The 26,400-nt window shown below is 44.7% G+C and carries 29 protein-coding genes; 8 read left to right on the forward strand and 21 right to left on the reverse strand.

What is annotated here, in order from left to right; translation table 11 throughout:
- Window positions 1-47: 47 nt before the first annotated feature.
- Window positions 48-902, reverse strand: coding sequence for a 4-hydroxybenzoate octaprenyltransferase (gene ubiA / locus ACTRWI_RS14710; protein WP_499132410.1), 855 nt, complete (start codon window positions 900-902; stop codon window positions 48-50).
- Entirely contained in the window at window positions 903-1,442 is a 540-nt protein-coding gene (locus ACTRWI_RS14715; protein ID WP_162884274.1) for a chorismate lyase, read from the reverse strand.
- A 161-nt stretch (window positions 1,443-1,603) separates the two neighbouring features.
- On the opposite strand from ACTRWI_RS14715, the gene ACTRWI_RS14720 reads away from it, so the two are divergent.
- Window positions 1,604-2,011 carry a flagellar basal body-associated protein FliL gene (locus tag ACTRWI_RS14720; protein ID WP_004740536.1) on the forward strand — a complete coding sequence of 136 codons (408 nt, stop codon included), beginning with the start codon at window positions 1,604-1,606 and terminating at the stop codon, window positions 2,009-2,011.
- A 71-nt stretch (window positions 2,012-2,082) separates the two neighbouring features.
- Here ACTRWI_RS14720 and glpG read toward each other — a convergent pair whose 3' ends face one another.
- The 6 genes from glpG to ftsY all read right to left on the reverse strand — a co-directional run bounded on the left by glpG (window position 2,083) and on the right by ftsY (window position 7,694).
- The gene (gene glpG, locus ACTRWI_RS14725; RefSeq protein WP_499132412.1) at window positions 2,083-2,925 is read right to left on the reverse strand and encodes a rhomboid family intramembrane serine protease GlpG; all 843 of its coding nucleotides are present in this window, start codon (window positions 2,923-2,925) and stop codon (window positions 2,083-2,085) included.
- Between the two features lie 48 nt (window positions 2,926-2,973).
- Window positions 2,974-3,294, reverse strand: coding sequence for a thiosulfate sulfurtransferase GlpE (glpE, locus tag ACTRWI_RS14730; protein WP_004740534.1), 321 nt, complete (start codon window positions 3,292-3,294; stop codon window positions 2,974-2,976).
- A 425-nt stretch (window positions 3,295-3,719) separates the two neighbouring features.
- A complete protein-coding gene (gene rpoH / locus ACTRWI_RS14735; RefSeq protein ID WP_004740532.1) occupies window positions 3,720-4,577 on the reverse strand; it encodes an RNA polymerase sigma factor RpoH in 858 nt (285 codons plus the stop codon).
- A 177-nt stretch (window positions 4,578-4,754) separates the two neighbouring features.
- Window positions 4,755-5,723, reverse strand: a complete 969-nt coding sequence (gene ftsX / locus ACTRWI_RS14740) for a permease-like cell division protein FtsX (protein ID WP_499132414.1) — start codon at window positions 5,721-5,723, stop codon at window positions 4,755-4,757.
- The gene (gene ftsE, locus ACTRWI_RS14745) at window positions 5,713-6,387 is read right to left on the reverse strand and encodes a cell division ATP-binding protein FtsE (RefSeq protein ID WP_499132415.1); all 675 of its coding nucleotides are present in this window, start codon (window positions 6,385-6,387) and stop codon (window positions 5,713-5,715) included. Before ftsE ends, ftsX begins: the two co-directional genes overlap by 11 nt.
- 77 nt (window positions 6,388-6,464) lie before the next feature.
- Window positions 6,465-7,694 (reverse strand): signal recognition particle-docking protein FtsY, encoded by a 1,230-nt coding sequence (ftsY, locus tag ACTRWI_RS14750; protein ID WP_499132417.1) that lies wholly within the window; start codon window positions 7,692-7,694, stop codon window positions 6,465-6,467.
- 230 nt (window positions 7,695-7,924) lie between these two features.
- Between ftsY and rsmD the strand changes: the two genes are divergently transcribed.
- Both rsmD and ACTRWI_RS14760 read left to right on the forward strand, forming a co-directional pair.
- The gene (gene rsmD / locus ACTRWI_RS14755; protein ID WP_499132418.1) at window positions 7,925-8,521 is read left to right on the forward strand and encodes a 16S rRNA (guanine(966)-N(2))-methyltransferase RsmD; all 597 of its coding nucleotides are present in this window, start codon (window positions 7,925-7,927) and stop codon (window positions 8,519-8,521) included.
- A 16-nt stretch (window positions 8,522-8,537) separates the two neighbouring features.
- The gene (locus ACTRWI_RS14760) at window positions 8,538-8,804 is read left to right on the forward strand and encodes a DUF1145 domain-containing protein (RefSeq protein ID WP_004740523.1); all 267 of its coding nucleotides are present in this window, start codon (window positions 8,538-8,540) and stop codon (window positions 8,802-8,804) included.
- 81 nt (window positions 8,805-8,885) lie between these two features.
- On the opposite strand, the gene ACTRWI_RS14765 is transcribed toward ACTRWI_RS14760, so the two are convergent.
- The 4 genes from ACTRWI_RS14765 to ACTRWI_RS14780 form a co-directional block, all read right to left on the reverse strand.
- Entirely contained in the window at window positions 8,886-9,470 is a 585-nt protein-coding gene (locus tag ACTRWI_RS14765) for a YhgN family NAAT transporter (RefSeq protein ID WP_105025907.1), read from the reverse strand.
- A gap of 161 nt (window positions 9,471-9,631) precedes the next feature.
- Window positions 9,632-9,850 (reverse strand): YecH family metal-binding protein, encoded by a 219-nt coding sequence (locus tag ACTRWI_RS14770; RefSeq protein WP_499132421.1) that lies wholly within the window; start codon window positions 9,848-9,850, stop codon window positions 9,632-9,634.
- Window positions 9,851-9,940: 90 nt separating this feature from the next.
- On the reverse strand, window positions 9,941-10,561 hold the full coding sequence (locus ACTRWI_RS14775; protein WP_499132423.1) for a lysoplasmalogenase: 621 nt from the start codon (window positions 10,559-10,561) through the stop codon (window positions 9,941-9,943).
- Between the two features lie 926 nt (window positions 10,562-11,487).
- Entirely contained in the window at window positions 11,488-11,862 is a 375-nt protein-coding gene (locus tag ACTRWI_RS14780) for a hypothetical protein (RefSeq protein ID WP_499132424.1), read from the reverse strand.
- Window positions 11,863-12,106: 244 nt separating this feature from the next.
- Here ACTRWI_RS14780 and ACTRWI_RS14785 point away from each other — a divergent pair, with 244 nt between their 5' ends.
- Complete coding sequence (locus ACTRWI_RS14785; RefSeq protein WP_499132426.1) at window positions 12,107-12,436, forward strand: DUF2500 domain-containing protein; 330 nt, start codon at window positions 12,107-12,109, stop codon at window positions 12,434-12,436.
- Window positions 12,437-12,504: 68 nt separating this feature from the next.
- Here the strand turns inward: ACTRWI_RS14785 and ACTRWI_RS14790 are convergent, their stop codons facing one another.
- The 7 genes from ACTRWI_RS14790 to rhtB form a co-directional block, all read right to left on the reverse strand.
- Window positions 12,505-13,518 (reverse strand): acyltransferase, encoded by a 1,014-nt coding sequence (locus ACTRWI_RS14790; protein WP_499132428.1) that lies wholly within the window; start codon window positions 13,516-13,518, stop codon window positions 12,505-12,507.
- A gap of 124 nt (window positions 13,519-13,642) precedes the next feature.
- Window positions 13,643-14,863, reverse strand: a complete 1,221-nt coding sequence (arsJ, locus tag ACTRWI_RS14795; protein WP_499132430.1) for an organoarsenical effux MFS transporter ArsJ — start codon at window positions 14,861-14,863, stop codon at window positions 13,643-13,645.
- Between the two features lie 96 nt (window positions 14,864-14,959).
- Entirely contained in the window at window positions 14,960-15,451 is a 492-nt protein-coding gene (locus tag ACTRWI_RS14800) for a cyclin-dependent kinase inhibitor 3 family protein (RefSeq protein ID WP_499132432.1), read from the reverse strand.
- Window positions 15,452-15,476: 25 nt separating this feature from the next.
- Window positions 15,477-16,478 carry an ArsJ-associated glyceraldehyde-3-phosphate dehydrogenase gene (locus ACTRWI_RS14805; protein ID WP_499132434.1) on the reverse strand — a complete coding sequence of 334 codons (1,002 nt, stop codon included), beginning with the start codon at window positions 16,476-16,478 and terminating at the stop codon, window positions 15,477-15,479.
- 41 nt (window positions 16,479-16,519) lie between these two features.
- Entirely contained in the window at window positions 16,520-16,861 is a 342-nt protein-coding gene (locus tag ACTRWI_RS14810; RefSeq protein ID WP_499132435.1) for an ArsR/SmtB family transcription factor, read from the reverse strand.
- Between the two features lie 99 nt (window positions 16,862-16,960).
- Complete coding sequence (locus ACTRWI_RS14815) at window positions 16,961-18,181, reverse strand: EAL and HDOD domain-containing protein (RefSeq protein ID WP_102423317.1); 1,221 nt, start codon at window positions 18,179-18,181, stop codon at window positions 16,961-16,963.
- A gap of 45 nt (window positions 18,182-18,226) precedes the next feature.
- A complete protein-coding gene (gene rhtB, locus ACTRWI_RS14820) occupies window positions 18,227-18,844 on the reverse strand; it encodes a homoserine/homoserine lactone efflux protein (RefSeq protein WP_499132437.1) in 618 nt (205 codons plus the stop codon).
- An 81-nt stretch (window positions 18,845-18,925) separates the two neighbouring features.
- On the opposite strand from rhtB, the gene ACTRWI_RS14825 reads away from it, so the two are divergent.
- Together ACTRWI_RS14825 and ACTRWI_RS14830 are read left to right on the forward strand one after the other, a co-directional pair.
- Window positions 18,926-19,906, forward strand: coding sequence for an alpha/beta fold hydrolase (locus tag ACTRWI_RS14825; RefSeq protein ID WP_499132440.1), 981 nt, complete (start codon window positions 18,926-18,928; stop codon window positions 19,904-19,906).
- Window positions 19,907-20,096: 190 nt separating this feature from the next.
- On the forward strand, window positions 20,097-20,924 hold the full coding sequence (locus tag ACTRWI_RS14830; RefSeq protein WP_499132442.1) for a Cof-type HAD-IIB family hydrolase: 828 nt from the start codon (window positions 20,097-20,099) through the stop codon (window positions 20,922-20,924).
- A 66-nt stretch (window positions 20,925-20,990) separates the two neighbouring features.
- Here ACTRWI_RS14830 and ACTRWI_RS14835 read toward each other — a convergent pair whose 3' ends face one another.
- Window positions 20,991-21,458 (reverse strand): EVE domain-containing protein, encoded by a 468-nt coding sequence (locus tag ACTRWI_RS14835; protein WP_499132444.1) that lies wholly within the window; start codon window positions 21,456-21,458, stop codon window positions 20,991-20,993.
- Between the two features lie 39 nt (window positions 21,459-21,497).
- Here ACTRWI_RS14835 and ACTRWI_RS14840 point away from each other — a divergent pair, with 39 nt between their 5' ends.
- Both ACTRWI_RS14840 and ACTRWI_RS14845 read left to right on the forward strand, forming a co-directional pair.
- The gene (locus tag ACTRWI_RS14840; protein ID WP_499132446.1) at window positions 21,498-23,033 is read left to right on the forward strand and encodes a COG3650 family protein; all 1,536 of its coding nucleotides are present in this window, start codon (window positions 21,498-21,500) and stop codon (window positions 23,031-23,033) included.
- A gap of 2 nt (window positions 23,034-23,035) precedes the next feature.
- Window positions 23,036-23,632 (forward strand): tRNA-uridine aminocarboxypropyltransferase, encoded by a 597-nt coding sequence (locus ACTRWI_RS14845; protein WP_499132447.1) that lies wholly within the window; start codon window positions 23,036-23,038, stop codon window positions 23,630-23,632.
- A 124-nt stretch (window positions 23,633-23,756) separates the two neighbouring features.
- Here ACTRWI_RS14845 and ACTRWI_RS14850 read toward each other — a convergent pair whose 3' ends face one another.
- Window positions 23,757-26,255 carry a bifunctional diguanylate cyclase/phosphodiesterase gene (locus ACTRWI_RS14850; protein WP_499132448.1) on the reverse strand — a complete coding sequence of 833 codons (2,499 nt, stop codon included), beginning with the start codon at window positions 26,253-26,255 and terminating at the stop codon, window positions 23,757-23,759.
- Between the last annotated feature and the right edge of the window lie 145 nt (window positions 26,256-26,400).

The raw sequence follows: 26,400 nt of genomic DNA on the forward strand, positions 1-26,400 counted from the left end.
ACCCATTGGGTGCCTTTTTATTTGTGCTCTTGTTGTCAAACCATCGCTTACCAGAAGGTAATGAACAAACCTATGGTGACGGCCATTCCTACATAGTTGTTATTGAGGAAGGCTTGAAAACATAAATCTCGAGCGCGATGACGCATCAGGTGTTGTTGATAAACAAACAAACCACCTGCTACCAGAAGTGCCCAGTAGAAAGTGTCACCTAGATGGTAATGCATACCTAACGCAATCAACATCGCTAAAGTCATTAACTGCAGTGAGCCAACAATCAGCTTGTCGAAACGGCCAAACAAAATCGCTGTCGACTTGATACCAATCTTAAGATCATCGTCTCGGTCAACCATCGCATATTGGGTGTCGTAAGCGATTGTCCACAGCGCATTAATCACGAAGATAAACCAAACTATACTTGGTAATTCATTCGTTTGTGCAGCCCATGCCATTGGAATAGCCCAGCTAAACGCCAAACCAAGGAATAACTGTGGAAGATGCGTAAAGCGCTTCATGAAAGGATAAATAAACGCTAGACCAATCCCAATAAAAGAGAGCTTAATGGTCAGCGGATTCATGGTCAGTACTAGCAAGAATGAAATCACGGCTAGTACTAAAAAAAGGATAACGGCTTCTTTACTCGACACCAAACCAGACGGCAGTGGGCGCTGCTTAGTGCGCTTTACATGACCATCCACCTTACGGTCAGCAAAATCATTAATCACGCAGCCTGCTGAACGCATTAGTACGACACCTAATACAAATACAACCAAGACATCCAAGTCAGGCATACCTTGTGCGGCTATAATCAGCGACCATAAAGTAGGCCAAAGGAGTAACAAGGTACCAATCGGGCGATTCATTCGCGTTAATTGCCAGTACGCTTTCGCTTTGGTGGCAAGCATTTACACACTCTCCTTAGAGTAAATGGGTGATGTTGGTAAAAACAGTTCTGCTACAAGCATCGGTTTATGGTTCATCCATAATCGAGAGCGGCGTGCGAGCAATCGTTCGTCGCCAGCGATAACCCAACCAACTTGCAGCGCGTCTCGCTCGACGTTCTCCGCACTAAAAACGGTCAACCCTAACGGAACATTACCTTGTTGAGAAAGGTCTGAGTGCTGATCTTCTAATGTCACTCGAGGGATTAAGGTTCGGCCTAACACCCATGGCTCATCATCCCCATTCAAAATTACTTTGCGAAGTAAGCAATCAGACGATGATAAAAGGTGTTGCTCATCTTGTTGCACAATTGAGCGTTCTACAACTTGATTGTGAAGCAACTCCACAGACAGATGTTGGCAACACTTACCCAACTTACGGGAAAGAGAACCCTGCTCCATCAGCCACTCTTTGGTGGTTTCATTAGGAAAATCAAATGTTTCTGTACTTTGCCAATCTACATTCATTAAAGAATTAAGATACAGCGATATTGGCTGATTCATACTAGTATTCAATAGGTGACTTTACACGTACAATAAAGCTTCAACTTTCGAACAAAATTAAAGCGTCTTCGAATTGTAAACGTATTTAGATTTAGACCTTTCATTGTAACAAGACTAATGCGTTTCGAATATCGCGAATAAACTAAAGAAAAGTCACAAATATGCACAAACGTTATGTAGCCCAAATATTTCTTGCGATTACTCTACTCTTTTCAGCATCAAGTTTCGCAGAAGAGGAATCGGAACCTAAGCTAGCCTACTTCACGCTAGAACCAGACCTAACCACCAATTTTTACACTAAAGGTAAAAAGTTGGGCTACATTCAGGTTCGCCTCGATATCATGGTGGCGAATAGCAAAGATTTAGCAACCATCGAGCATCACCAACCATTGATCCGTGATGCGGTGATTGAGCTACTGGGCAAACAAAACGAAGAGACGATTAAGTCACTGTCCGGTCGTGAAGATTTAAGAAAGACGTTAGTTGAGCATCTCAACAAGATTTTACTTCCAGAGACGGGCAAAACCCTGATTGCAGATTTACTGTTTACTAAATATCTCTACCAGTAACAGCGGGTATAAAACGAATCTAAAAAAAGCGGCTCATTTGGCCGCTTTTTTGTTTTTATCGATGCTAGGAATTAACTTCTTGCCGATTTCGGCGCTTTCATTGAATCAACGAAGCCGATAATCACACCAGCAACTAGACCTGCTAAGTGAGCAGTATTGGCAATCGCCATAAACGGCTGCATGTACCCGAGTACCAACCACACCAGCATAAAGCCGACGATCTGTCGTGGGATACCCAAACCAAGCTGTGGCGCTTTAGTGCCAACCACCCATAGGTAACCAACTAAAGCATACACAACGCCAGATAAGCCACCGAAGTTGGCCCCTTCAACCCAGTATTGCCCTGCTCCTGACAACGCTGAAGCGACAGCAAAGATCTGAAGCAACTTAAGACCGCCTAACTTTTTCTCAATATCGCCACCCAGTTGCCACCACCACAAAATATTGAAAGCGATGTGCATAACCGAGAAATGAAGCACGGCATGGCTCAACCAACGCCACAATTGCCACTGCTGTCCGTCCACCGCAGGGAAGTGCAACGCATTAAAAATCGCTTGGCCAAAACCGATCTGCTGCAGTGCAAAAATCACCACACACACCAACATGATGCTGAGTGTCACAGGGCCAGCCTTGGCTGTTATCATTCCCATGAAACTAGGCGTGTGATAATGGAAATGACTCTTTCTGGTCTCTGCCATATCCCAAGAGGCCGCTTGGTAGCGCTTATGATTGGGTTCCGACAAGAAGCGGTTGAGCTCCGCTTCAGTTTCAACTTGAAACTGGCCATCAAGCAGCCAAAGAGCAACGCGCCCTTCTCCCTCAGGTGACATCTGAATAGGGATCTGGCGAGAGGCCATGTAATCAATAAATGCTTGAGCAAGACGTGGATTGTCTAACACCATCAGTCTAATCATTGTTATTTCCTATTCATGCTATGAGAGATGTTTAAGCGATAAAGGTCATTAGCCAGCAATCACAGGAAGTTCAGCACGGTGCCATGCTTCGAAGCCACCATCTACACTATATACCTCTTCAAAGCCTTGGTTCACTAAATATTGTGCCGCACCTTGGCTACTAATGCCGTGGTAACACATTACCAAGATAGGTTGTTCAAACTCCACCTCATCCATAAACGAGACCATAGTGTCGTTTGTTAGATGGTAAGCGGTTTTTGAGTGAGCAACCGCGAAAGATTGCGGGTCGCGGATATCAACAAGTCGAGCTTGGCCTTGTTCAATAAGAGCCTGAGCACCTTGCACGTCGATATGTTTAAACTGGTCCATGACTTTCTCTTTTTATACTGATTTACTTTGCTGCCATTGTAACCTATCCCAAGGCTAACAATCACATCCACTTAATAAGGTTATCCACCAACGATCACTTTTACACCATTTGTGGATAAATCTGTGAATTGCGTGAATAAAGTGCCCTTGGAAAAATAGATCCACAACATGTAGTAATGATCCTGAACTAACTGTGGGTTAACTAAAACATATCCCCACTCAAAAAATACGCTCAAAGCCTTACTACACCCTGCTTTTAGACAGCTGACGAATAAACTTGTCACAGAGTTATCCACAAAATCATTTTGCAAATTACGATCGCAAAAGTTGAGAATTCGATCCAAAACAAAAAGGCCGAGATCTCTCGATCTCGGCCTTTTCAAAATGCGGTTTTTTGCTAGCTACTATTTAGAAACTAAGCGCTGTTAGAAATCGCCAACGGCTTGTTTCAATTTCTTCATCGCATTCTTTTCTAACTGGCGAACACGTTCTGCAGAGATACTGTAAGTATCCGCTAAATCTTGTAGTGTTGCTTTATTGTCGTCTAACCAACGAGAGCGAACAATGTGTTGACTACGCTCATCTAGACTTGCTAATGCTAGGCCCAAACGATTATTGGTGTGAGACTCCCAGTTAGATGCTTCAACCGTTTCAGCAACGTCTGACGCTTTGTCTTCTAGGTAGTAAACCGGAGCTGTGTAAGCAGAGCCGCCGTCATCGTCATCCATTGGTGCTTCAAACGTTGCGTCTTGCGCTGCTAAGCGAGATTCCATCTCACGAACTTCAGAAGGCTCTACGCCCAGTTCACGAGCTACTGTCTCAACTTCACCGTTGTTAAACCAACCTAAACGCTTTTTAGATTTACGAAGGTTAAAGAACAGTTTGCGCTGTGCCTTAGTTGTCGCAATCTTAACGATACGCCAGTTACGCAGAACGTACTCATGAATCTCAGCTTTGATCCAGTGAACTGCGAAAGAAACCAATCGAACGCCAACCTCTGGGTTGAAGCGCTTAACGGCTTTCATTAGACCGATGTTACCTTCTTGAACGAGATCAGCCATAGGCAGCCCGTAGCCAGAATAACCTCTTGCAACGTGCACCACGAATCGTAGGTGTGAAAGGATCAAGCCTTTCGCAGCGTCGATCTCACCTTTGTAATGTAATCGCTCTGCAAGTCCACGTTCCTCTTCAGGCGTCAGCATTGGGTAGCTGTTCGCTGAGCGGATATAGCTGTCTAAACTATCTTGTGTGACTAAAGCCATTTGATACGCTTGGTTTGCCATTCGGTTCCTCATCAATCTCTGATCTGGAGTAGTACATCTATTAAAACCCGACAATCTTGAACCTAAAATGAACAGGTTTCAAGAAGGGGGAAGTAATTATGCATAATCAATTCGTCTATACAAGGCAAAAACTGGTTAAGAAGTGCCTATTTTTCGTCTAAATATGACTCTATTCACCTAAACTGGTTCAATTTCTTTTAGGTGGCGCTGTGCAGAAAGCTTCGCAGCCACACTACCCAGCAGGGTTCCAACGATCAAAAGCAGTAAAGATTCATCCCAGCTGAGGCCAATTAAACGGAAGTGGCTGTCGTAAAGCTGAGCCAAGTCATCCACAGCGCTGTTCAGTAATACGGTAATTAATGCCGTCATTACCCACGCGCTAACCGAACCTAATACACCGAACCACATTCCTGAATATAGATATGGTCGAAGAATGTAGCTGTCGGTGGCACCAATCAGCTTCATGGTTTGAATCTCTTCTTTATGCGCCAACACATTAAATCGCAGTGTGTTGCCGATAATCAAAAACACAGCGCCTAACATCAATGCCGTTAGGGTAATGACGATGACAGCAGCTAGCGCTTTAATCGCGTCTAATCTTGCTAACCAATCTTCGTCCAAACGAACATCAGTCACTAATTCTTGTTTTTTAACTTGGCCTGCTAGCTCTTTGATTTGCGCATCGCTTTGTACGCTTGGTGTTATCACAAGCACACCTGGCAGTGAATAGTCGTCGAGAATAGTTAGGGCATCATCAAAGCCAGAATACTGGCTAAGGTCAGCAAGCCCTTGTTGAGGTGAAATGTACTCCACCAGTTCAACTTGATCCCAACTCTCGATTTCATCTTTGAGAACCATCACTCGAGGCTCGGGAGTACCATCCTCTACATAAGCACTAATTTGTGACGGGCTTGTGACATCTTTTGCCACTTCACCTACGTTTTTACCTAGTAAGTACAAACACGCAGGCATTGCTAAAGCCATAGAAATAACCGCAAGCGTCAGTAAGTTGCCCAGTGGACGTTGCCACATTTGTGAGAACGATGACTTAGCTTGCTTCCAATGCACCACGAAGAAGCCGTCACTTGAAGTGCGGTTTGCAGCACGATTAGATTGAGGTTTTTTGATACGCTTATTAGCGGCCATAGTCTTCAACCTCACTCAAAAAGCCTTGGTTTAATTCAAAATGACGGTATTGAGGGCGAGTATTCACTAACCCGATATCGTGCGTCGCTAGGATGATCGTTACACCAGCACGGTTAAACTCTTCAAACAGCCGCAACACGCGGTTAGATAACTCTGGGTCTAGGTTACCCGTCGGCTCATCCGCTAGCAACAGAGTTGGACGGTTGACCACAGCACGGGCAATGCCCACACGTTGCTGTTCACCACCAGAAAGCTGGCTTGGCAAACAACGCGCTTTGTCTAGTAAGCCAGTTTTATCCAACGCAGCACTGACTCGACGTTTTATTTCATTTTCAGAAATAGATTCGATACGCATAGGCAGAGCAACGTTATCGAAAATAGAGCGATCCATCAGCAGACGATGGTCTTGAAAGACAATACCGATATTACGGCGTAAGAATGGGATGTCTTTAGCAGGAATACGAGTGATATCGTGATCGTTGAACCAGACACGCCCATCAGTCGGGCGCTCAATCGCGCAAATCAACTTCAGCAAGGTACTTTTACCTGCACCGGAATGCCCGCCTACAAATGCCATCTCTCCACGTTTGAGATGGAAATCCACTTTTTGGAGTGCTTGGCGTCCACCTCGGTAGGCTTTGCTCACTTGCTGAAATTTGATCACCGAAAATTCCTCTTACGATCACTAATATCAAATTTAAAACGATAGCAGGTTAAGGATAAACCACTTTGCTACTCGCGTTACTCTTCCCGGCTGAATAGAGCTTCAATGAAGTCTTTTGACTCAAATGGACGCAGATCATCAATACCTTCACCAACACCAATGTAACGAATTGGAATCTGAAACTGGTCGGCAATTGAGAAAATCACACCACCTTTTGCAGTACCGTCTAACTTAGTTAGCGTAATACCGGTTACTGGTGCAACTTCACTGAACAGTTTCGCTTGGCTGATAGCATTCTGACCTGTACCTGCATCAAGTGTTAGCATGATTTCATGCGGTGCAGAGTCATCAATCTTCCTCATTACACGAACAATCTTGCGTAACTCTTCCATCAGGTTACTCTTATTCTGCAAACGGCCCGCAGTATCGGCAATCACAACATCCACGCCACGAGCTTTCGCTGCTTCAATCGCATCGTAGATAACCGATGCACTGTCTGCGCCCGTGTGTTGAGCGATAACCGGCACATCGTTACGCTGGCCCCAAACCTGAAGTTGCTCAACAGCTGCCGCGCGGAAGGTATCACCCGCCGCTAGCATCACTTTCTTGCCTTCATTTTGGAATTGTTTCGCTAGCTTACCGATAGTCGTTGTCTTACCAACACCATTCACACCAACCATTAAGATAACGTAAGGTTTTTTGGTGGTATCAACCACTAATGGCTGTTCCACTTGGCTTAAGATCTCTGCCATCTCTTCTTTCAGCAGACCATAAAGCGCTTCGCCGTCTTTTAAGTCATTACGAGATGCTTTTTCTGTCAGGTTTTCAATGATCTTAACTGTGGTGTTCATACCCACATCCGCGATCAGCAGCTGTTCTTCTAACTCTTCGAACAGATCATCATCGATTTTCTTGCCTTTGAACAACCCAAAGAAGCCTGCACCAATGTTTGCTTTAGTACGGCTTAGACTACGTTTAAGGCGAGCAAAGAAGCTTTCTGTTGGCTTCTCTTGTACCTCTTCAACCTGAGCTTGAGGAGTAACTTCTTGTTCCTGTTCTGCTTCTGCTGCGACAGGTTGCTGTTCATCTTGAGCCTCTTCCAGAGTTTGCTCTGACTCATCAGGCTGAGATTCTACTGACTGAGCGGCTTCCGCTTCAGGCGCGACTGGTTCAGCCTCGACTTGTGATTCAACTTCAGTTTGATCTTCAACGTTTTCTACGTTCGCTTCATTCTGAGTTTTTGGGCTTTGTTCTTCTTCACCAAAACCAAGCCACGATAATAATCCGCGCTTCTTTTTTTCCGTCATCAGAGGAGTTTCCTAGATCTACTAATTAGCTGTATTGGCTTAATGCACGTCGACTCTTTGCTATTGTTATACAATACAAGCTTGTACAAACGAATAGTAAAGAAAAATGACAAAGCAGTGATAAGTTTGCTTTTAGCTTGATACACTTTGTCATTGCAAATTTATTTAATACTCGAACCAACTTAAATTGGGCTCGGTATAGTATCACTTTATTAGCGGTCAAAAAATCTATGGTAAGACGTCGCCAGCAAAACACATCACAAAAAAAGCCTTCCGGTGGCTTTGTTCGAATTATTAGTGGTTCATGGAGAGGTAGAAAGCTGCCCGTTCATGATTTAGAAGGCTTACGCCCAACCATTGACCGAGTAAAAGAGACACTCTTTAACTGGGTCGCACAAGATATCCCAAATTCGACCTGCTTAGACGTATTTGCAGGTTCTGGTGGTTTAGGTTTTGAAGCTGCTTCTCGCCAAGCCAAAATGGTGACACTGCTCGAAATGAATCAAAAGGCCGCTAAGCAGCTTTCTGATAATGCTAAAGAGCTCAAAGCAGATAACATCAATGTGGTAAACACTGATGCTATCTCTTTCCTCAAAAAGCCAGGAACACCTTACGATGTGGTATTCCTTGATCCACCATTTCGTAAAGGCTTGCTAACAGAGACGGTACAGCTACTTGAGAGCAATGGCTGGCTTGCGGACAACGCGATTATTTACGTCGAAACAGAGAAAGAGCTCAAGCTAGAAGCGATGCCCGAAAACTGGGAACTGCACCGCGATAAGACAACTGGCCAGTCGAGCTACCGACTGTTCAACAGAATCACTTAAGAATAGGAATGATTGAATGAATATCTTGCTTCCATTGGCCAAAGCCGCTATCGCCTTCGTATGGTTTGTGTTAATCGTCAACATTTTCCATCCGTTCCCTGGTAATGCCGCAATTGCGCTTTACATCATGACAGCGTTCTTGTTCTTTATGCACGGCTTACAAATGCTGATCTTTATCGGTGCGTTCGGCGATAAAATAGAAATGACGCGTTGGGAAAAATGGTCCATTCTAATTTTTGGAATCTTCGCCCTACTCGATATCCGTCGTAAGTACATGATGTAATCGAAAGCTGTAACCAAGATTCAGATACTAAAACGCCGCTCAGTTGAGCGGCGTTTTAGTATCTGAATGATGGTAGCAACACTAAGCCATGTAGCCCTTCACACCGTCTAAGAACATCTGAGTCGACAGCATAACAAGCAATAAACCCATCAGGCGCTCGATCGCTTTCAGCCCTCTCTCACCCAATACACGTAAGAAGAAGCCATTAAACATCAGAATAAAGAAGGTAGCACCCCACGCCAGCATTACAGCGGCTGAAAGCTCGAGCATGTTGTCTGGGTGTTGTGTCGCAAGAAGAATCAATGCCGCAATGACAGATGGACCAGCAATCATTGGGATCGCCATCGGCACGATAAACGGCTCTTCACCTGCAGCAAGCCCCGTAATACTGCCAGCGCTCGGGAAAATCATCTTAATCGCGATGATAAATAGAATGATACCGCCAGAGATGCTCAGGGTTTCAGGCTGTACGTGTAGGAAGTTCATGATGCTTTGACCCGCAAACAAGAACAGCAGCAAGATAACCAGTGCAAACATCAGCTCACGAATCAGAACAATACGGCGACGCTTCGGATCAATATGCTTAAGGATAGAGAGCACGATTGGCAGGTTGCCAAGCGGATCCATGATAAGAAACAGCATGGTTGCTGCAGATAAGATTTCCATCAGTTTGTCTCGAAAAGCGAAGGGGCACGGAGTATAGCAGCCTCAACATTGATTTTCGAACGCAGTCATCAGCAGACTAACTTATGTCATTGCAGCACGTAAACGAGAACAAACAGGCAAGAATAGAAAGAGCGGATACCACAAATGTACCCACTCTCAAATCACTCAAGATTAGTGATTACACACACGCTCGCGATTGGTGCACAGCTTGCCATCGAAAACTTCAGCAAACCAGCCAAATCGAGACCATTTAGCTTACATGTATGGACACGAGCTTCAGTGCCATACATCTGAGCCAGTTCTTGTGTCAGCGCTTCTCGAGTCAGAGGCTTTTCACTAAGCAGGTTTAAAACGTTGTGTGCGTGAATTTCGGTAGTCATAACTCAATCTCATATTTAATGAATTACACGCAGAGTACCGAGTTTGAATGAAGCTGCCTTGATATAACTCAGGCTTGGAGACGCTCTACCCTAAATGGTCAGAGAGGCAACAATAAGCGCATGGGCGAGAAAGTAGCTGCCCGTTACCCAGAGGTAAGCACTTTTGATCGGGCTGCGGTAACAGTTAAGTGCATACGCCAGTGCCGAGAGCAGCAATACGCAACAACCTGCAAATCCAACCGCGTGCGATAACTTAGGGTCAAGCAACCAAACCTCACCAGAAGCCCAAGTTAGCTGAATAAGCACAATCCCCATAATCACAACAGGAAAAACAAGTTTATCTAAACGTGGTAGCAGCAAGAAGAAAGCCACCACACAAGCAGCCAAGAGTAAGGCAAACAACCACCAGACCATTTCTCCAGACAACTGCAACCAAAAGGCTTTGCTATAACAGAGTTGAGCTAGCAGAAAGCAAACAAAGTATAGGGGACGTTTTTGAGTGAGAGTGTGAAATACATCTGCGATCACCGAGATCGCCAGGCCAGCAACGACCCAATACGTATAATCAGCAACAACAGACTGAGTTAAAGCAATGATCGCTAATAATACAAAGGTAAATACCTTATACGATAAGGCCTGACCGATATGTCCTTGTTTCGTTCCTGTTACTGCTCCGATACCAGATAAGGAAACCGCTAACCAACTCCACATACCACTTGCCCTATTGCTTTAAATCGTCGCCAGTCTAGGCACACGAATATTGATGTAAAGCCTCAGCCCCTCAAAATTGGATCTTGATTACGCTTCCACTAAAAAGAACATCTTTAGATTGAAGTCGTCGTAATTAACAATTCGAGAATAGTGATTCGTTTAAAACTGCAGCAAATCATTATAAAACCCTCTTAAACTTCGCTTAGAGAAGGCAAATCCCATTTTCACCTAGTTATTCTCTTAAGATTTCCTTCTTCTCCCCTAAAAAACACCCATTATCGAATTCAAAAAGTAAAAAAACTCACATACAAATCATTTATTAACAGAAACTTAGATATTAAAAGCATAGATTAACTGGAAAATAAAAACGTCATTCCAACCTAGACTTATAAAGTGAGGAAAGTTACTTTTCAAATGACAAGTTTTGTCAGTTTTTTTCAAGCCCCATGTAAAAACCACCAAAAAAGCCAAAGCAAAAACATTAAAAACACACAAAAACCAACCCAAAAATAACCAAGCCCCATTAATACAATTTAACAACCATTAACAATATAAATTACACAAAAAAAACACTTCAAAACAATAACTTAAAAAAATATAGAACAAATATAAATCACAAGGCTCAAAATAAGAACACACTAAAATTACACTTAAACACTCCCAAAAAAAGCCATATCACAATACTTTTCTACTACTTTTGGGGCTTTCGAAAGTAATTCTTGATCTAAAGCTATAAGTAGTGCTATTCTTTAAAACATAGCGAGAGGCAACCAAATTTAGGAGTAGTGTTATGATTTCATCTTCGCAAAGACAAGGACTTGTAATGATCGCGGTAGTTGTTGGTCTAATGACACTACCGATGATGTACTAAGCAAGTTACAGATAAAAAAGGGACGCTATGAGCGTCCCTTTTTTGTTCAATTTTTTCATTTCGAAAACAGATGTAGTGTTAGTATATCCCAGTTCGCATAGTAGAAACCCGCGGCAGCCAAAGTCATTGCCATCATCAGCAAAATCGCAACTCGCCATATAAAACGACTACTACGTGGAGTCAGTTCCTTCTCGCAATCGTTACACATCATGATGAACTTATGTTGATCTTCCAACTTGGCATCATGTTCGTTCACTACTTTATTTCGGCACGTCGCGATATAACGCAGCTTGCTTACCATATCGTGAGGTAGCCTTTCTTCACAGCTTGTGACGAGCTCATGCAATCCTTCGCCTTTAGCGTGATATTGAAGTCTCAATAATTTCTCTATATTGCGAGTTCTTGTCACCACTTTTTCAATATCGGTCATCTTGGCCCTCCCACTCCACACTCTAATTCTAGTCGAGCATTTCCTTATTCTTATACAAAATCACTGCAATTTACGAGAGAAAGAGACAATAAATAACAGTGCTTTATCCCAAACTGGCCATTAAATGTGATATCTGCCGAAAAATAATCAGCTTTGCTTACCGCAGTTCACGAATAGCGGCTTTAGACACATATCCCTACTGCCCGAAAGACTAGAATAACCATTACGACTACATGGAGGTTATATGCCTAACTCACTCTTTTTTGCCATCTTTGCACTCGCAGGTCTCGCGGCCTGGGTATTTCTTGTTTTTTATCGAAAGCACATGCAAGGCGAGGACGCACCAGAAAAGAAAGTGAACGTCACGGTATTAGATAAACAATCCATCGACCTTCCTGATGCAGAGCCAGGTCAAGAAGACCAAGAGTATTGGATTTATGTTCAGCGCGGTGTGGTTGGTCCGAAACGTGAGTTCCAAGTCGGCATTCACTACTTCCACGCTCTTAACCCGGGTGATAAAGGGACCTTAACTTACCAAGGTGATAAGTTCTTACACTTTGCATTGAAGCGCTAACCCTAGCGCTTCAACTCTTCCTCATCGACATTCATAGTAAACTAGTATCGAAACGCCTTGGCGCATCGCTAAGGCAATAGCCAACGTGTCTTCTCTGACTTAGAAACGATCCAGCTCATCCACAGTGCACCCGCTCCGCTGATCACTGTCCATAATGGAATAACCCAAGCTGGGTGACCTTGGTACCAACCAAACTCTTTCATTGGCCACAAGAAGATTGGGTGCAATAAGTAGATACCCAAACTGTGTTTACTGATGAAACCAACCACTTGATTACCTTTGTCTGACAACCCTTCTCCAAAGTAGCGACACAGCATGAACACCATGCTCGCAGCTAACACAGTATTCAGCGTTTTATACGAGAACCAACGACCAACCGTGTATTCTTCTGCGGCTAAGCTCGCATCAACCACCATATAAACGGTGGTTAACAGTGCCAACACGCCAAGTCCAGTACTCACGCTAACGGTAAACTTGTTGAGTGGGACTTTCTTGTACAGCAGGTAACCCAGTGGTAAGTAGCCAGTGTAAAGCCACAGCTCATGGCTCCAAGGACCATCGATTCTGACTAAGAACAGTAACGAGGTAAACAACCACACCGCAGTGAAGCTATAAACCGCCTTATCACCATACTTTCTGACCATGATCTGTAAGAACGGAATCACAAAATAGAGTGGAATGAAGTAGTAAAAGAAACCTAAGTGATAGTAGGTGTAATGGTGATAGCTATTGAGCAGCACATCCCAGCTGACATCGGCATCAAAGCCCATTACCGACCAACCAGACAGATAGGTATAGAAAAGCGACCAAACAATAAAAGGAATCAACACCTTACCTAAACGGCGCTTTAGATAATACTTAGCATCAAATGGACGCTGATCACTGAGCATCAGGGCGCCAGTAATCAATATAAAGACAGGCACCGCCCAACGGCTGAAACCATTGACCGTAACCGCCGTTAGCCACTCACCAAAAGGAATGGCTCCTAGCTCGTTGCGATAAGGTGCCAAAACATGAATCGCGATAACCGCTACGGCCGCGACACATCGTGCTAAATCAAAGAAGAGAATTCGCTGCTTCATGTAAATGCCTGATTAATATTCAATCATTCTACTATAGCAATAAAAAAGCTGACCGGAATAAATACCAAGTCAGCTTATTGTTAAAGGAGAAGCATATCGCGATTTTATCGAATCCGACGGAAGCTTATGCCGCTGAGGTTTGTGGCACCTTAGGCAAGCGTAACGAAATTACCGTCGTTATTGCTAGGAACGCGAACGAGACCCACAAACAGGCGGATAAACCACCCATTTGGAACACCAAGCCAGACAGAATTGTGCCTATTAAACGGCCCATAGCATTCGCCATATAGTAGAAACCCACATCCAGCGACACACCATCGCCTTTTGCGAAACTGACAATCAGGTATGAGTGAAGCGATGAATTAACCGCAAAGATGGCACCAAACACCATCAAGCCTCCAATAATCACCAGTTGTGGTTGCCAAGCTATCTGCACAGCATAAGCGATACCCGCCGTTACCAAAGCTAATGCGCCCGCCCATAATAGTGCGGCATGGCCATCTGGTACCTTGCCTTGCGCTTTACCGGTAATCTTAGGCGCTATGCCTTGTACAAAGCCGTAAGCGATGGTCCAAGCTGCTAAGAAGCCACCCACCCAAGAGTGATCCCAACCAAATACGCTGCCAAGATAAATTGGCAGAGCAATCACGAACCACACATCACGAGCGCCAAACAGGAACATGCGCGCTGCCGACAGGATGTTGATAGATTCGGACTTAGAGAAAATCTGTTTGAACTTAGGCTTGGTTTTCGCCTTGCCCATATCTGCCTCTAAGCTCACTACACTGCCAATGAAGACCAAAGTCAGCACAGCCGCCATCGCAAGCACTGCGTATTGAAAGCCAATCGTTGAGAGCAGCAGACCACCAATAAAGAAGCCTGCACCCTTAAGCGCATTCTTAGAGCCAGTTAGAATCGCAATCCACTTATACAAAGCACCTTGCTGCTCATCCGGCACCAAGGTTTTGATTGAACTCTTGGCACTCATCTTATTAAGATCTTTAGCAATACCTGACAGCGCCTGCGCCGCCATTACCCAAGGAATCGTCAACATAGCCGATGGCAATGCCAACATACCCAAGGCAAAGACTTGCATCCCTAGGCCAATGTTCATGGTCTTATTGAGGCCAAGACGCGCCCCCAGCCAACCACCGATTAGGTTCGTCACCACACCAAAGAATTCATAGAAAAGGAACAGTGAGGCGATCTCTAGCGAGCTATAACCAAGGTCGTAAAAATACAGGACCACCAGCATACGAAGTGCACCATCGGTAATGGTAAAGTTCCAGTAGTTGAAAGTCACCAACATGTATTGGCGAACGCTCTTGCTTAGATTTGAAAACATAATGCTATCTCTGCAATCAAAACAAAAAAGAGCTTTTGGATCATGTAAGTTCAACACTCCAGATACCAAAAACTCCTTGTCTAACACCTATGATGGTTAGCTATTAGCTACCCCATGAATGTACTCAACCTGGATAGGTTTAGTGAAAGCACCTGGACGCAGTGCTTGAACTTCTTGAACGATCTTGTCGAGGTCCCAGCCTTTTTCTAACAGCAAGTGAGCTGCGAACAAACCTGTACGACCTGAACCGCCCATGCAGTGCATTGCGACTTTCGCACCACTATCAACAATTTTGTGTAGCTCTGGGCTTGCTGCTTGCCATTTCGCTGCAAACTCAGCACCAGGTGCACAATCGTCTTCGATTTCAATTTGGAACCACTGCATGCCTAGCGCACGTATTTTCTCACCAAGTGCTGCCACGTCTTTGCTTGCAAGCTCTGCATCACCAAGCGCAGTCACGATAGCTTTAACGCCCTGCTCTTTCAGTTGTGCCAGAGATGCATCAAGATCAGCCTCTTTAGTACCTGGGCATGGAGTAAGAATCAGAGCGCCTTGCTCAAGGTCTAGTTGCCATGTTGGATGCGTCATAGTGTTGTCCCCTTAGTGCTCAGGTTTATGCTAAGCCGACAGTACGCACTAACTCTGCCGTACGTGTCGCGTAACCCATTTCGTTATCGTACCAAGCGTAGATCTTAACCATGCGCTTACCTACCAACATCGTTGATAGTGCATCTACGATTGTTGAACGTTGGTCACCCTTGTAGTCGATAGACACCAATGGACGCTCTTCAAAGCCAAGAATGCCTTTCAGTTCATTCTCAGACGCTTCTTTCAGCATCGCATTCACTTCTTCTACCGTCGTGTCTTGCTTCACTTCGAAGATGATGTCAGTCAGAGACGCGTTCGCTAGTGGTACACGAACCGCTTGGCCGTTGATGCGGTTTTCTAGCTCAGGGAAGATCTCAATAATCGCCTTAGCAGAACCCGTTGTAGTTGGGATTAAACTCATACCACATGCACGTGCACGACGTAGGTCTTTATGTGGCGCGTCTAAGATAGTTTGCGTGTTGGTTAGATCGTGAATTGTCGTGAATGACGCATTCTCGATACCAAGCTTCTCGTTGATCACTTTAACCACAGGTGCAATACAGTTAGTGGTACAAGACGCTGCCGTTACGATTTTGTGTACTGCTGGGTCGAAGATGTTGTCGTTAACACCAACTACGATGTTTGCGATGCCTTCTTCTTTAACAGGAGCAGAAACCACAACGCGCTTCACGCCTTGCTCTAGGTATTTGTTTAGGAAAGAAGTCTTACGGTGAACACCTGTCGCTTCAATCACAACATCACAGCCAGACCAATCGATCGCGTCGATATCACGCTCTTTAGTGGTTTTGATGCGTTGACCATTGATGATCATCTCATCGCCTTCAGTTGTTACTTCATGGTTCCAGCGACCTTGAACTGAATCGAACTCAAGAAGATGTGCAAGCGTTGCTGTATCGCCAGCTACATCGTTAATCTGTACAAACTCTAGCTCTTCCCAATCGAAAGCTGCGCGAAGTGCTAGACGGCCGATACGGCCAAACCCATTAATACCTACTTTAACTGTCATTTTAATGTCTCTCAGTTAGTGGTGAATCTAAAAATATTCGATCAAACACAACATTGAGGACGTGAAGTCATCGCTTCTAGGCGCTCAATGTCTTGTTGGTATTCAGTTTTCAAACCGTTCGATGCGATAAGGTCATCAATTAACTTTAGCATCCAACCCGGTAAATCATTGGCAAGGCGATAGAACACCCATTGCCCTTGGCGAACGTCATTCAAAATGCCGTTTGAACGCAGCTGCGCAAGGTGGCGTGATACCTTTGGCTGACTTTCTTGTAATGCCTGAGTCAACTCACCAACTGAAAGGCACTCTTGGCGCACAATCAACATTAAGCAACGCACTCGCGTTTCGTCAGACAGTAATTTAAAAAATTGGTGAGGAAGCATAAATACATACTCATATATGGATATGCGAATATCTTAGCTGTAAAAAAATGCACGTCAAGGCGTGCGTTTTAAATGTCATAAAAGTTTAATAAAGCAACACTACAGCTTGTTGGTCACAGTGTGACTCCAGCGACGCGCTTCTGTAAGTTCAGTTTTCACCTGATCCACGCTAAGCCCTAGATCAGCGCAGTGCTCATCAATCTGCTGCCAATCCGCATGCTCAAAGCTCTCTTCAAGGGCAAGCAAGGTACCGTAAGGGCCTTCCCTGCGTAATAGAGCAACCTTGATACTTTTACACAGCGGCAACTGCTCGACTAAGTTCTCTAACGACAAGTCCAACAGCGCATCTAACAAGGAGAATAAGCCAATCATAAAGGCCTGCTCTCTATATCCTTCAAATGCCTGATAGCGAGACATACGCTGACAAAACTGGGCACGCTGTAGAGACAATCCATACAGCTCTTTCGGCTTTTTATCAGAGACATAAGACGCTACGGCTAACGAAACAAACATTTTCAGTTTCTCTTGCCCTAAATACACCAAAGCCTGACGAAAAGAAGAGATGGTCACTTCAAGGCGCGGCGACATGGTATTCACAAAACGCAACAGCTTGTATGAAAGCGCTACATCTTTCGCAACAATACTTTCCACCCGTTGAAAGTCCACATCGGGCTTACACACCTCTTGGAACAGCTCCATGGCAATCACTTGCTCAGGGCTAATGTACTTACTCTTGATGATTTCCGGTTTATTAAAGAAGTAACCTTGGAAAAACTTAAAGCCAGCCTCTTTAGCTTGTTGGAATTCTTGCTCGGTCTCAACACGCTCCGCCAAAAAGCTAAACTTCTTCCCTTGATGTGCCCTAACCAAATCACACGCTTCATCCAAACCCATCTGCATGATATCGAGCTTTACGATATGCGTGTATTTAAGGAAACGTTCCCATTCTGGGGTCGAAGTAAAATCATCTAAGGCGATCATATAGCCCGCTTGGTAAAGGTCTTTAACCGCTTCCAACAATTCATCTGTCGGTTTACAGGTTTCCAGAATCTCTACCACCACCTTATCTTTCGGCAAACTTAAGGGCAGTCGACGAATCAAACTTTGATAAGGGAAGTTGATAAAACAGCGTGAAGATGGAATAGAAGGGTTAAGACCAACAGACAAGAAGTTCTCAACAATCAGACGATACGTTGCTCGATTAGACTCAATATGCGCTGGGTACGCATTCTTTTCTCCATCGCGAAATAACAACTCATAGCCGAGTGTATTCCTCTTGCGATTTAAGATAGGTTGTCGAGCAACGTATGTAGCGGTCATTTCTTGATAACTCTGATTGGTTTAACTATAACTCAGTCGCTTAATCTAAGCTTTCGCGGCAGCTAGCAAAGCACCGCAGCCCATGAACATACCACCAAATATTTTATTTATCTTACCCATTATGCGATCAGAGCGAATAAAACGCCCCATTTGTGATGCTAATGAGGTGTAACCCAACATAACAACGCTATCAATGAATACTGTCGTCACACCTAGCACTAATAACTGCGGTGCTTGAGGTTGTGTAGGGTCGATAAATTGAGGAAACAAAGCCACCAAAAACACGATTGATTTCGGGTTAGTTAGGTTGATAAGCACTGCGTTTCTCAGTAGTTTGCCGCTCGATAGAGTAGAGCTTTCTTCAGATGCCACTAGGCTCGAGCTATCACGCCACTTTTGAATGCCTAACCAAACTAAGTAAACTACACCAACCCATTTGATGATGGTGAACGCCAACGCAGACTTAGCAACGAGCGCACCGATACCCGCGCCCACCAGCATAATGTGGGACGCAAGACCAAGCTGTAAACCGACGATGGATGCCAATGACTTTCGAGTGCCATAGCTTAACCCATTGCTGATTGAATTTACGGTACCCGAGCCCGGAGCCAAGCTAAACAAAATCGCCGTGACAACATAAGCAAGCCAAACATGAGTATCCATTTGCATTTCCTTACTAGTTCTTTAATCTAACAACATTAGTAGCAATAAAGCTCTCACACGCATCAGTTCAGGTAATTTCCCATGGAAAACCACAGCGAAGCCGCCTTCCCTTACACTCAAGAACCTCAGTTCGATCATGCGATTAAACACCCGATCAACGCTCTTTGGCAACAAAGAAAAGAGGGGTATTTAACATCGTCTGGTAAAAAGAAACTGTACTGGTGCAGCCTCACCTCAGAGAAGCACAGCAAAGCTATTGTGATTTCAAATGGCCGTATCGAATGCTGCCAAAAATACCAAGAAATCTTTTATGATTTTTATCAACAAGGCTATGACGTTTATTCATTTGACCATCAAGGTCAAGGCCAGTCGGAGCGTATGGTAGCAGACTCTGACATTGGTCACATTCATGAGTTCGATGATTATGCATCAGATATGTCTGACATGATTGCCAGTTTTGACCTCAGCAAGTATGCCAAGCGATACCTGTTAGCCCATTCAATGGGTAGTACTATCGCGACACGCTATCTACAAACCCATCCAGATCACCCATTTGATAAGGTCACCTTGTGCGCCCCAATGTTTGGTATCAATACCGAGTGGTACTTGAAGCCTATCGCAATGATTGTTGGGCAATTGCTTACCGCATATCACGCCAAACCGGTTTACGCGCCAGGTCAGCAGGCCTATTACTCGAAACCTTTCGAGAATAACCTTCTGAGCCAAAGCAAGGTTCGTTATCAGTGGTTCCGTCGACTTTATGAAGAGAACCCTTCACTGCAAGTCGGTGGTGCGAGTACTCGCTGGGTATGGCAAGGGTTAATGGCAGCCAAGCAGTCAACCCAACAAACTCGTCAAATTAAGATCCCTCTATTGCTGATTCAAGCAGGTGAAGAGAAGATTGTGAGTAACGACGCTCAGGTGAAATTCATCAATAAACTGAAGAAAACCAACTCAGATTGCCAATTTAAAGTCATTGAAGGCTCAAGGCATGAAGTGTTGTTTGAGCAAGACAAATACCGTAATCAAACACTGGATGCCATTAATCAATTCTTTGCTTAACACTCACATCAATAGCACAAGAAGAAACGAGCCATAAGATAGCGAATAAAGAGGAAGAGAAGTAAGTGAGTTTTGCCCTCTTTTCTTGCATGATTTTGGCATACAATTTCTGGGTCGAGATATTGAAGTTCAAACGATACTAGCGTTGGCTAGTGTTGATATCGGTTAAGCACTTTGCAATGAGGGTTAAATGGCTATTCCTGCACTTAAAGATTCCGTGAAAATCGTTGCCTCTGATTTAGATGGTACGCTTCTGGCTCCCAACCATCAGTTGAGCGATTTTACCAAGCTAACGCTTAAGAAGTTACACGAGCAAGGTTATACCTTTATCTTCGCAACGGGTCGCCATCACGTCGATGTAGCTGGGATTCGTCAAATCGCAGGGATTCCGGCGTACATGATCACGTCAAACGGTGCTCGCGTGCACGACCAGAATGAACAGCTAATGTATAGCCAAAACGTACCTCAAGAACTCGTTCAACCGGTTATTGATATTGTTCGCCAAGATCCAAACATCTTCATCCATATGTACCAAAATGAAGATTGGCTACTCGATCGTGAAGATGAAATGCTAGCTAAGTTCCACAGTGAATCTGGCTTCAGCTACAAGCGCTTTGAAGCAGACAATGCGCCGAGCGATGGCATTGCCAAGGTCTTCTTCACTCACCCAGAGCAAGACCACGAACACCTAGTCACGTTTGAGCAAAAGCTAAAAGAAACATTTGGAGACAAGTTAAACGTTACCTTCTCAACACCTTGGTGTCTGGAAGTGATGACCGCTGAAGTATCTAAGGGCCACGCTTTAGACGCTGTCGCGAAATCTCTGAACCTAACGCTGGATAACTGTGTTGCCTTTGGTGATGGTATGAATGACGCTGAGATGCTGGCAATGGCAGGTAAAGGTCTAATCATGGGCACATCACACGAGAAAGTGATGCAGGCACTACCTGACAATGAGGTGATTGGTAGCAACGCTAACGATGCCGTTGCGCACTACTTAGAGAAACACCTACTCTAGACAAGCCCATCATACAAAAAGGCAGCCAATAGCTGCCTTTTTTGAACCTTACCCTAAAAGCTTCCTCTAACGAGAACCGAGCACTTCTTTGCTTAAGATCGCCTGCCACTCTTGTTCCGTCACAGGCATGACCGATAAACGATTGCCGCGCTTCACCAAAGGCATTTCAGATAGCTCAGGCATGGCTTTAAGAGTCGCTAACGGGATCAAGCGCTCGGTCACTCGAACAAACTCGACATCCACCATTATCCAGCGCGGGTTATCGGGTGAAGATTTAGGGTCGTAGTAATCACTCTCGGGATCGAATTGAAAATGGTCTGGGTAGGCTTCTCTGGTTACTTTTGCGATCCCCGCTACGCCCACTTTCTTACATGATGAGTGGTATATCATCACCAGGTCGCCAAGCTTGACCTCATCACGCATCATGTTTCGAGCTTGATAGTTACGAACTCCCTCCCAACAAGAGGTTTTTTGTACTCTCAGCGTATGAATAGAAAAATTGTCGGGTTCTGTTTTAAATAACCAATATGCCATAATAAATCCAATTAACGGTTGCTCCGAGGAAGATATAACATGAAGATAATGAAAAACCCAGTGGCATGGTTAGCCGCATTCGCGCTACAAGGCTGTGTAACCGCTCCAGAAACACCGCAACAACCTGAAGTTCCACCAGCAACCTTAGATGAACCTCTGAGCGTTCAACCACAAACCTTCATCATGCGCGGTCAAGTTGTGGTAGGCCATGAAAGCCGCACGTTTACTCCTTGCGGTAGCCAACAACAATACTGGTTAAATATGTCACCTGAGCTAGTACTAGAAGCACAAGGGCTAGCAGCCAGACCTTATCAAGCTCTGTATGGCGAACTGATTGGCCACCTTACCGTGCCCAGCCAAACCGGCTACAACGCTGATTTCACAGCACGCTTTGTGGTTGACCAAGTCAATATCTTAACGGCAGAAAACCCTGAACGCTGCAACCAACCACTGCGCTCCACACAAGTCTTCGGTAATGAACTATTCTGGTCAGCCACCTTTGATAAAGACCAGCTGACTTATACCAAGATGGGCGAATCGCCTCAGGCTCTCAACATCGAATCAAGCCGCACCACGCCAAGCAGTCGTGATTACCAATTAGAAGGTAAAGCAACACAAGGCGAGCTCAATCTGAAGAAAGATAACTGCAGCGACGGTATGAGTGACTCTATCTACGGCTGGGAAGCGAAACTCAATCTGAATGCAGACAACTACACTGGCTGTGCCACGGTTTCGAACCAAGATCCTACATTGGACTGGAGTGGTACCTATTTCGCTAGCTCAACGCAGAACTCAGGGTTCTCTATTAACCTTGATCTCAACGATGACCATAGCGCAGTAACAACCTACTCTTACAGCAACGGTGACCCTTCTATTGTTGAGCAAGGCTTCTGGCAGCAACTCAACCAAAACCAGGTTCAGGTCGTCATGACCCGCCACCAGCAGCAATATCTGAGATCCGAACGTATCTTCACTCTCGATAACGGTAAGTTGGTCGCAGAGAAAGAAAAGGTCGGCAATATCGTCTACCCGATTGCCAACGGCGGTCTAGTACTATTCGAAGCAAAGCCTGTACAAGCGCAAGCCAACACGGTTGATCTAACGGCGAAGCAAGTGAACTCCAGTGATCAGTTTGATCCAAAAGTAGACCAAGCGATCCGCGAATATTTTAAGATCAACAACAGCTCACCTGATGATACTAAATACCGCTGGCTGACCTACGACCTCAACGGTGACGGTAAAGAAGAGCTGTTCGCCCAACTCGATTGGTGTGGCTCAGGCGGCTGCACACTGCTGATTTTCGAGAACCATCAAGATAAATGGCGCTTCAATAGCCGAGTCACGCTAGTAAAAGGCGATATACGTGTGGGGAAATCTCAAAGTCACGGTTGGCACGATCTGATCTTCAATGTCAGCGGCGGTGGTGCTATAGCGACCAAACACGCACTCTCATACACAGGTGTCAGCTACCCACTCAACCCAAGTGTTGCACCGTTAGCCGATGATGCTGATATCAGCGATGTGGTTTTGTTTGCTAACGACATCTCACCAGTACAAAGCGGAGTTAAGCTGTAACCATGAGCGATCAGCAAGCTTGCAGTGGGTGTGGTTTCACTTATCAGTGTATTTGTCATCGAATACCGAATACTGAAAGCCAAATCCACCTTGTGTTACTCACTCACGAGAATGAACTAACACGAGACACTAATACCGGAAAGCTACTTCAACAGTCACTCAAGCAGTGTCAGTCTTTTGTTTGGCAGCGTAAGACGCCTCAAGTCGAACTACTGGCTTTACTTAAAGATGAAACTCATCAGCCTTTGCTATTGTTTCCAAGTGATAAAAGCATTGAATGTCAGCAAGCGGTTTCGGATACAGCGGATGAACGAACGCCATTATTCATCATCTTGGATGGTACGTGGCAAGAAGCGAAAAAGATGCTCAACAAAAGTCTTTGGCTACAGACGATTCCTCAAGTGCACCTAGATGTAACCAGTGAATCTTCATATACGTTGCGCCGTAATCAAGACAGTGGGCACCTATGTACCTGTGAGGTTGGTATCGAGCTACTCAAGACATTGGATGAGACTCAATCGGCTGAGCAGATAGAGGATTACTATCAACACTATCTAAAAGTATTCCAAGCAGACAAAAGTGGACACGCTCTCAGATAGATTAATGCGGAATGCTTAAGAACAAAAATAAAAAGGGCGAGCCACTAGCTCACCCTTTTCACATCTCGCTTTAATGCATTGGAAAAAAAGTGTTTCACGTGAAACATCAGACATTTGCCAATCATCAGAACAGCCGCTTAGGTTCGCCGAAATAATAACCTTGCAGATAATCGACGCCCATCTGTTCGGCTATCTCGCAAACCTGTTGATTATGAACAAACTCAGCGACCGTTTTGGCATTAAACACTTGGCACAAGCGCACCAGCTGAGAAGCAATGTTTCTCTGTTTCTGGTCTTTGTCGATATTACGAATCAAACTTCCATCAAGCTTAATTATCTGCGGCTCCAGCTTAATGATCTCATCGATGTTGGAGTAACCAGAACCAAAGTCGTCGACGATGATTCTTGCACCTAACGAACGGAAGTGGTCACACACCTCAATCATACGGCCATAATCTCTAATCAGCTCAGACTCGAGTACCTCAAGTCCCAATCGAGTAGGATCGTTCATACCACTAATAGCGGTCTCAAGCACATCAAGAGTCTTATCACTTAAAAGGTCTTGCGGAGAAAGGTTAATAGAAAACGGGCTCTGTTTATCGGCCATATAGCCGATAGTGTTCTTAATCATATGGCGACTAAGACGTGTATAAAGGTGTGTATCGGCAATCATAGGTAAGAACTTACCTGGTGGCACAATCGTTCCATCAGCTTCCATGATTCTCACCAAGCACTCTTGGCCAATCATTTCATGCGTTCCCGCCTCCACAATAGGTTGCGAGTAGGTAATGATGTTCTGATCTAAGATTGCTCGGCTTACACAGCTCAACCAACCAATCCGTTCTTTACGCTCTTCTTCACTCACCTGAATATCTTTGGCATTAGTTATGTGGGTGTTGTTACGAACACCATAACGTCGTGCTTCAATCGCTTTTAGAAGGATTTCATCACTATAATCAGTCAAAAAGTCACAGCGACTGGCAAAGCCGCCACATAACGAGACCGATAGGTAGTCAATATCGGTTAAGCCATAAGGTTCGAAGTTAACACGTTCAACTTCATCTGCAAATTCGACAAAGCGCTCCTTTATCTTCGCTCCTCCGGCACTGGTATTGAAGATAATCGCCCATTCTCCAACCCCAATACTAAAGAGTTCAACTTTGATCTTAGACCTCTTAACTACTCGAAGCTGCAAACGCTCTACGAGGTGGTTGGAGAGATCTAAGAGTAATTGATCACCAACTTGATACCCATACTTGTCATTTACCTCATGAAAATTAGTCAATTTCAAAGTCAACAAATGTTCAGTAAAGAGAATCGTATTGAGTCGTTCTTTTAGTACTATACGGTTAGGTAGCCCAGTAAGGGAATCAATGCGATAACTCTCCGTTAAACGACGAGCCTGTTGATGGAGTTTCTTCTCCATTTGTGTGTTCATGCTATCAAGATCAGCCACTGCGTTACGCACTAAGTTAAGCAGTGGTGAAACCGTTGAGTCACATTTAAAGTCTTCACAGCGAAATTCATTCACCTCATCAGACTCTCTCATCGCGATATAAGTCAGACTGTGGTGCAGGATGTCTTGTCGCTCTTCAGTGCGGTAAAGCTCTCCCATGCAGTAGGCACCACATGCATTTACTATCCCTTCAAATGGCTTGAGCTCTAGCTTGCTGTCAATGAACTCCAATCGAGAAACACAGTTATAGATGATCACAGACTCAGGCTGATGCATGGCAAGCATCTCTGCACCATGGCGCACCTTTTCGGCAGTAAGCGATGGATGGTTATAACAGAACTGGGCCTCTTCACCGATCTGCCACGGGCTATCAAACTCGATACTACCATCATCATTTATACGAAGTGGTGTTGAAATCCCTTTCTTCCTACCAAGTTCGCGATAAAGCGGGAAACTCATCAGTTGGCTGAAAGGAAGATCTTTGCCATCGGCAAGGTAATGTTTGAACACCTCAATCGCCGGCTTGTCATTTAATGCATATAAACGGTTCCCTATCGCATGAGTCACTCGTAGTTTCATCCCGATAGGGTTCCACTCGGAGTAAGCGTCTGACCACACCTTTAAATTAGGGTTCGTCAAGGCAACCGCTACGCAGGCATGTTGATAAGTTTGCTCGTTGTGCATAACCCAGCGGCCGAACTCATTTTCCTGGCACAAGCCACCAGCCACTGGTAATGCGCAGGAATGATTTTCGAAAGCACCATAAATGGGGTAATCACGTCCTTCAACCTGATCACACAAGCTGATAACAGTTTTGGTGTCTTCCGATAGCTCAAGTTGAGATACTAGATCTTGGCTATCTTGGTTAGGGTTGCCAGTAAAAGGCTGCATTACGGAGGTTAATCGGGTTTCATTGAATTCACTAACAATGACTAAGGTGCAAGTACTCTCAAGGCAGTTATCACAAATAACATGACGAGCACTTTGACCAATCAACGTCGCTTGGCTCAAACGATTGAGCGCCACATTAGCAAGTTGGCGAGCCACATCAGGTGATTGCGTAGAGAAAAGTTGAACTAGGTATTGTTTGCTATCACACCATTCGCGCTGAGCAAGTTGAGATTCTAATTGCTCCTCTGTGTTTGCGAGAAATGTATATGTTTGCATGCCAACCCTTGTTCGAAATCTAATGGAATAGAGAACCCGCAACCACCGCTATGATTGAAATGAATCGTAATCAGTAATCGCTAATTATCCTAGCCTAAACAGGCCTTTAAACTCGACTAATGTAACAATTCACTATCATAAATGC

Source organism: Pseudoalteromonas sp. G5_S1_14_S5 (assembly GCF_054968605.1).

What these genes read in the sequence shown, in the direction of transcription:
- ubiA (WP_499132410.1), bottom strand. Translation starts at nt 902, where the DNA reads ATGCTTGCCACCAAAGCGAAAGCGTACTGGCAATTAACGCGAATGAAT.
- ACTRWI_RS14715 (WP_162884274.1), bottom strand. Translation starts at nt 1,442, where the DNA reads ATGAATCAGCCAATATCGCTGTATCTTAATTCTTTAATGAATGTAGAT.
- ACTRWI_RS14720 (WP_004740536.1), top strand. Translation starts at nt 1,604, where the DNA reads ATGCACAAACGTTATGTAGCCCAAATATTTCTTGCGATTACTCTACTC.
- glpG (WP_499132412.1), bottom strand. Translation starts at nt 2,925, where the DNA reads ATGATTAGACTGATGGTGTTAGACAATCCACGTCTTGCTCAAGCATTT.
- glpE (WP_004740534.1), bottom strand. Translation starts at nt 3,294, where the DNA reads ATGGACCAGTTTAAACATATCGACGTGCAAGGTGCTCAGGCTCTTATT.
- rpoH (WP_004740532.1), bottom strand. Translation starts at nt 4,577, where the DNA reads ATGGCAAACCAAGCGTATCAAATGGCTTTAGTCACACAAGATAGTTTA.
- ftsX (WP_499132414.1), bottom strand. Translation starts at nt 5,723, where the DNA reads ATGGCCGCTAATAAGCGTATCAAAAAACCTCAATCTAATCGTGCTGCA.
- ftsY (WP_499132417.1), bottom strand. Translation starts at nt 7,694, where the DNA reads ATGACGGAAAAAAAGAAGCGCGGATTATTATCGTGGCTTGGTTTTGGT.
- rsmD (WP_499132418.1), top strand. Translation starts at nt 7,925, where the DNA reads ATGGTAAGACGTCGCCAGCAAAACACATCACAAAAAAAGCCTTCCGGT.
- ACTRWI_RS14760 (WP_004740523.1), top strand. Translation starts at nt 8,538, where the DNA reads ATGAATATCTTGCTTCCATTGGCCAAAGCCGCTATCGCCTTCGTATGG.
- ACTRWI_RS14765 (WP_105025907.1), bottom strand. Translation starts at nt 9,470, where the DNA reads ATGGAAATCTTATCTGCAGCAACCATGCTGTTTCTTATCATGGATCCG.
- ACTRWI_RS14770 (WP_499132421.1), bottom strand. Translation starts at nt 9,850, where the DNA reads ATGACTACCGAAATTCACGCACACAACGTTTTAAACCTGCTTAGTGAA.
- ACTRWI_RS14775 (WP_499132423.1), bottom strand. Translation starts at nt 10,561, where the DNA reads ATGTGGAGTTGGTTAGCGGTTTCCTTATCTGGTATCGGAGCAGTAACA.
- ACTRWI_RS14780 (WP_499132424.1), bottom strand. Translation starts at nt 11,862, where the DNA reads ATGACCGATATTGAAAAAGTGGTGACAAGAACTCGCAATATAGAGAAA.
- ACTRWI_RS14785 (WP_499132426.1), top strand. Translation starts at nt 12,107, where the DNA reads ATGCCTAACTCACTCTTTTTTGCCATCTTTGCACTCGCAGGTCTCGCG.
- ACTRWI_RS14790 (WP_499132428.1), bottom strand. Translation starts at nt 13,518, where the DNA reads ATGAAGCAGCGAATTCTCTTCTTTGATTTAGCACGATGTGTCGCGGCC.
- arsJ (WP_499132430.1), bottom strand. Translation starts at nt 14,863, where the DNA reads ATGTTTTCAAATCTAAGCAAGAGCGTTCGCCAATACATGTTGGTGACT.
- ACTRWI_RS14800 (WP_499132432.1), bottom strand. Translation starts at nt 15,451, where the DNA reads ATGACGCATCCAACATGGCAACTAGACCTTGAGCAAGGCGCTCTGATT.
- ACTRWI_RS14805 (WP_499132434.1), bottom strand. Translation starts at nt 16,478, where the DNA reads ATGACAGTTAAAGTAGGTATTAATGGGTTTGGCCGTATCGGCCGTCTA.
- ACTRWI_RS14810 (WP_499132435.1), bottom strand. Translation starts at nt 16,861, where the DNA reads ATGCTTCCTCACCAATTTTTTAAATTACTGTCTGACGAAACGCGAGTG.
- ACTRWI_RS14815 (WP_102423317.1), bottom strand. Translation starts at nt 18,181, where the DNA reads ATGACCGCTACATACGTTGCTCGACAACCTATCTTAAATCGCAAGAGG.
- rhtB (WP_499132437.1), bottom strand. Translation starts at nt 18,844, where the DNA reads ATGGATACTCATGTTTGGCTTGCTTATGTTGTCACGGCGATTTTGTTT.
- ACTRWI_RS14825 (WP_499132440.1), top strand. Translation starts at nt 18,926, where the DNA reads ATGGAAAACCACAGCGAAGCCGCCTTCCCTTACACTCAAGAACCTCAG.
- ACTRWI_RS14830 (WP_499132442.1), top strand. Translation starts at nt 20,097, where the DNA reads ATGGCTATTCCTGCACTTAAAGATTCCGTGAAAATCGTTGCCTCTGAT.
- ACTRWI_RS14835 (WP_499132444.1), bottom strand. Translation starts at nt 21,458, where the DNA reads ATGGCATATTGGTTATTTAAAACAGAACCCGACAATTTTTCTATTCAT.
- ACTRWI_RS14840 (WP_499132446.1), top strand. Translation starts at nt 21,498, where the DNA reads ATGAAGATAATGAAAAACCCAGTGGCATGGTTAGCCGCATTCGCGCTA.
- ACTRWI_RS14845 (WP_499132447.1), top strand. Translation starts at nt 23,036, where the DNA reads ATGAGCGATCAGCAAGCTTGCAGTGGGTGTGGTTTCACTTATCAGTGT.
- ACTRWI_RS14850 (WP_499132448.1), bottom strand. Translation starts at nt 26,255, where the DNA reads ATGCAAACATATACATTTCTCGCAAACACAGAGGAGCAATTAGAATCT.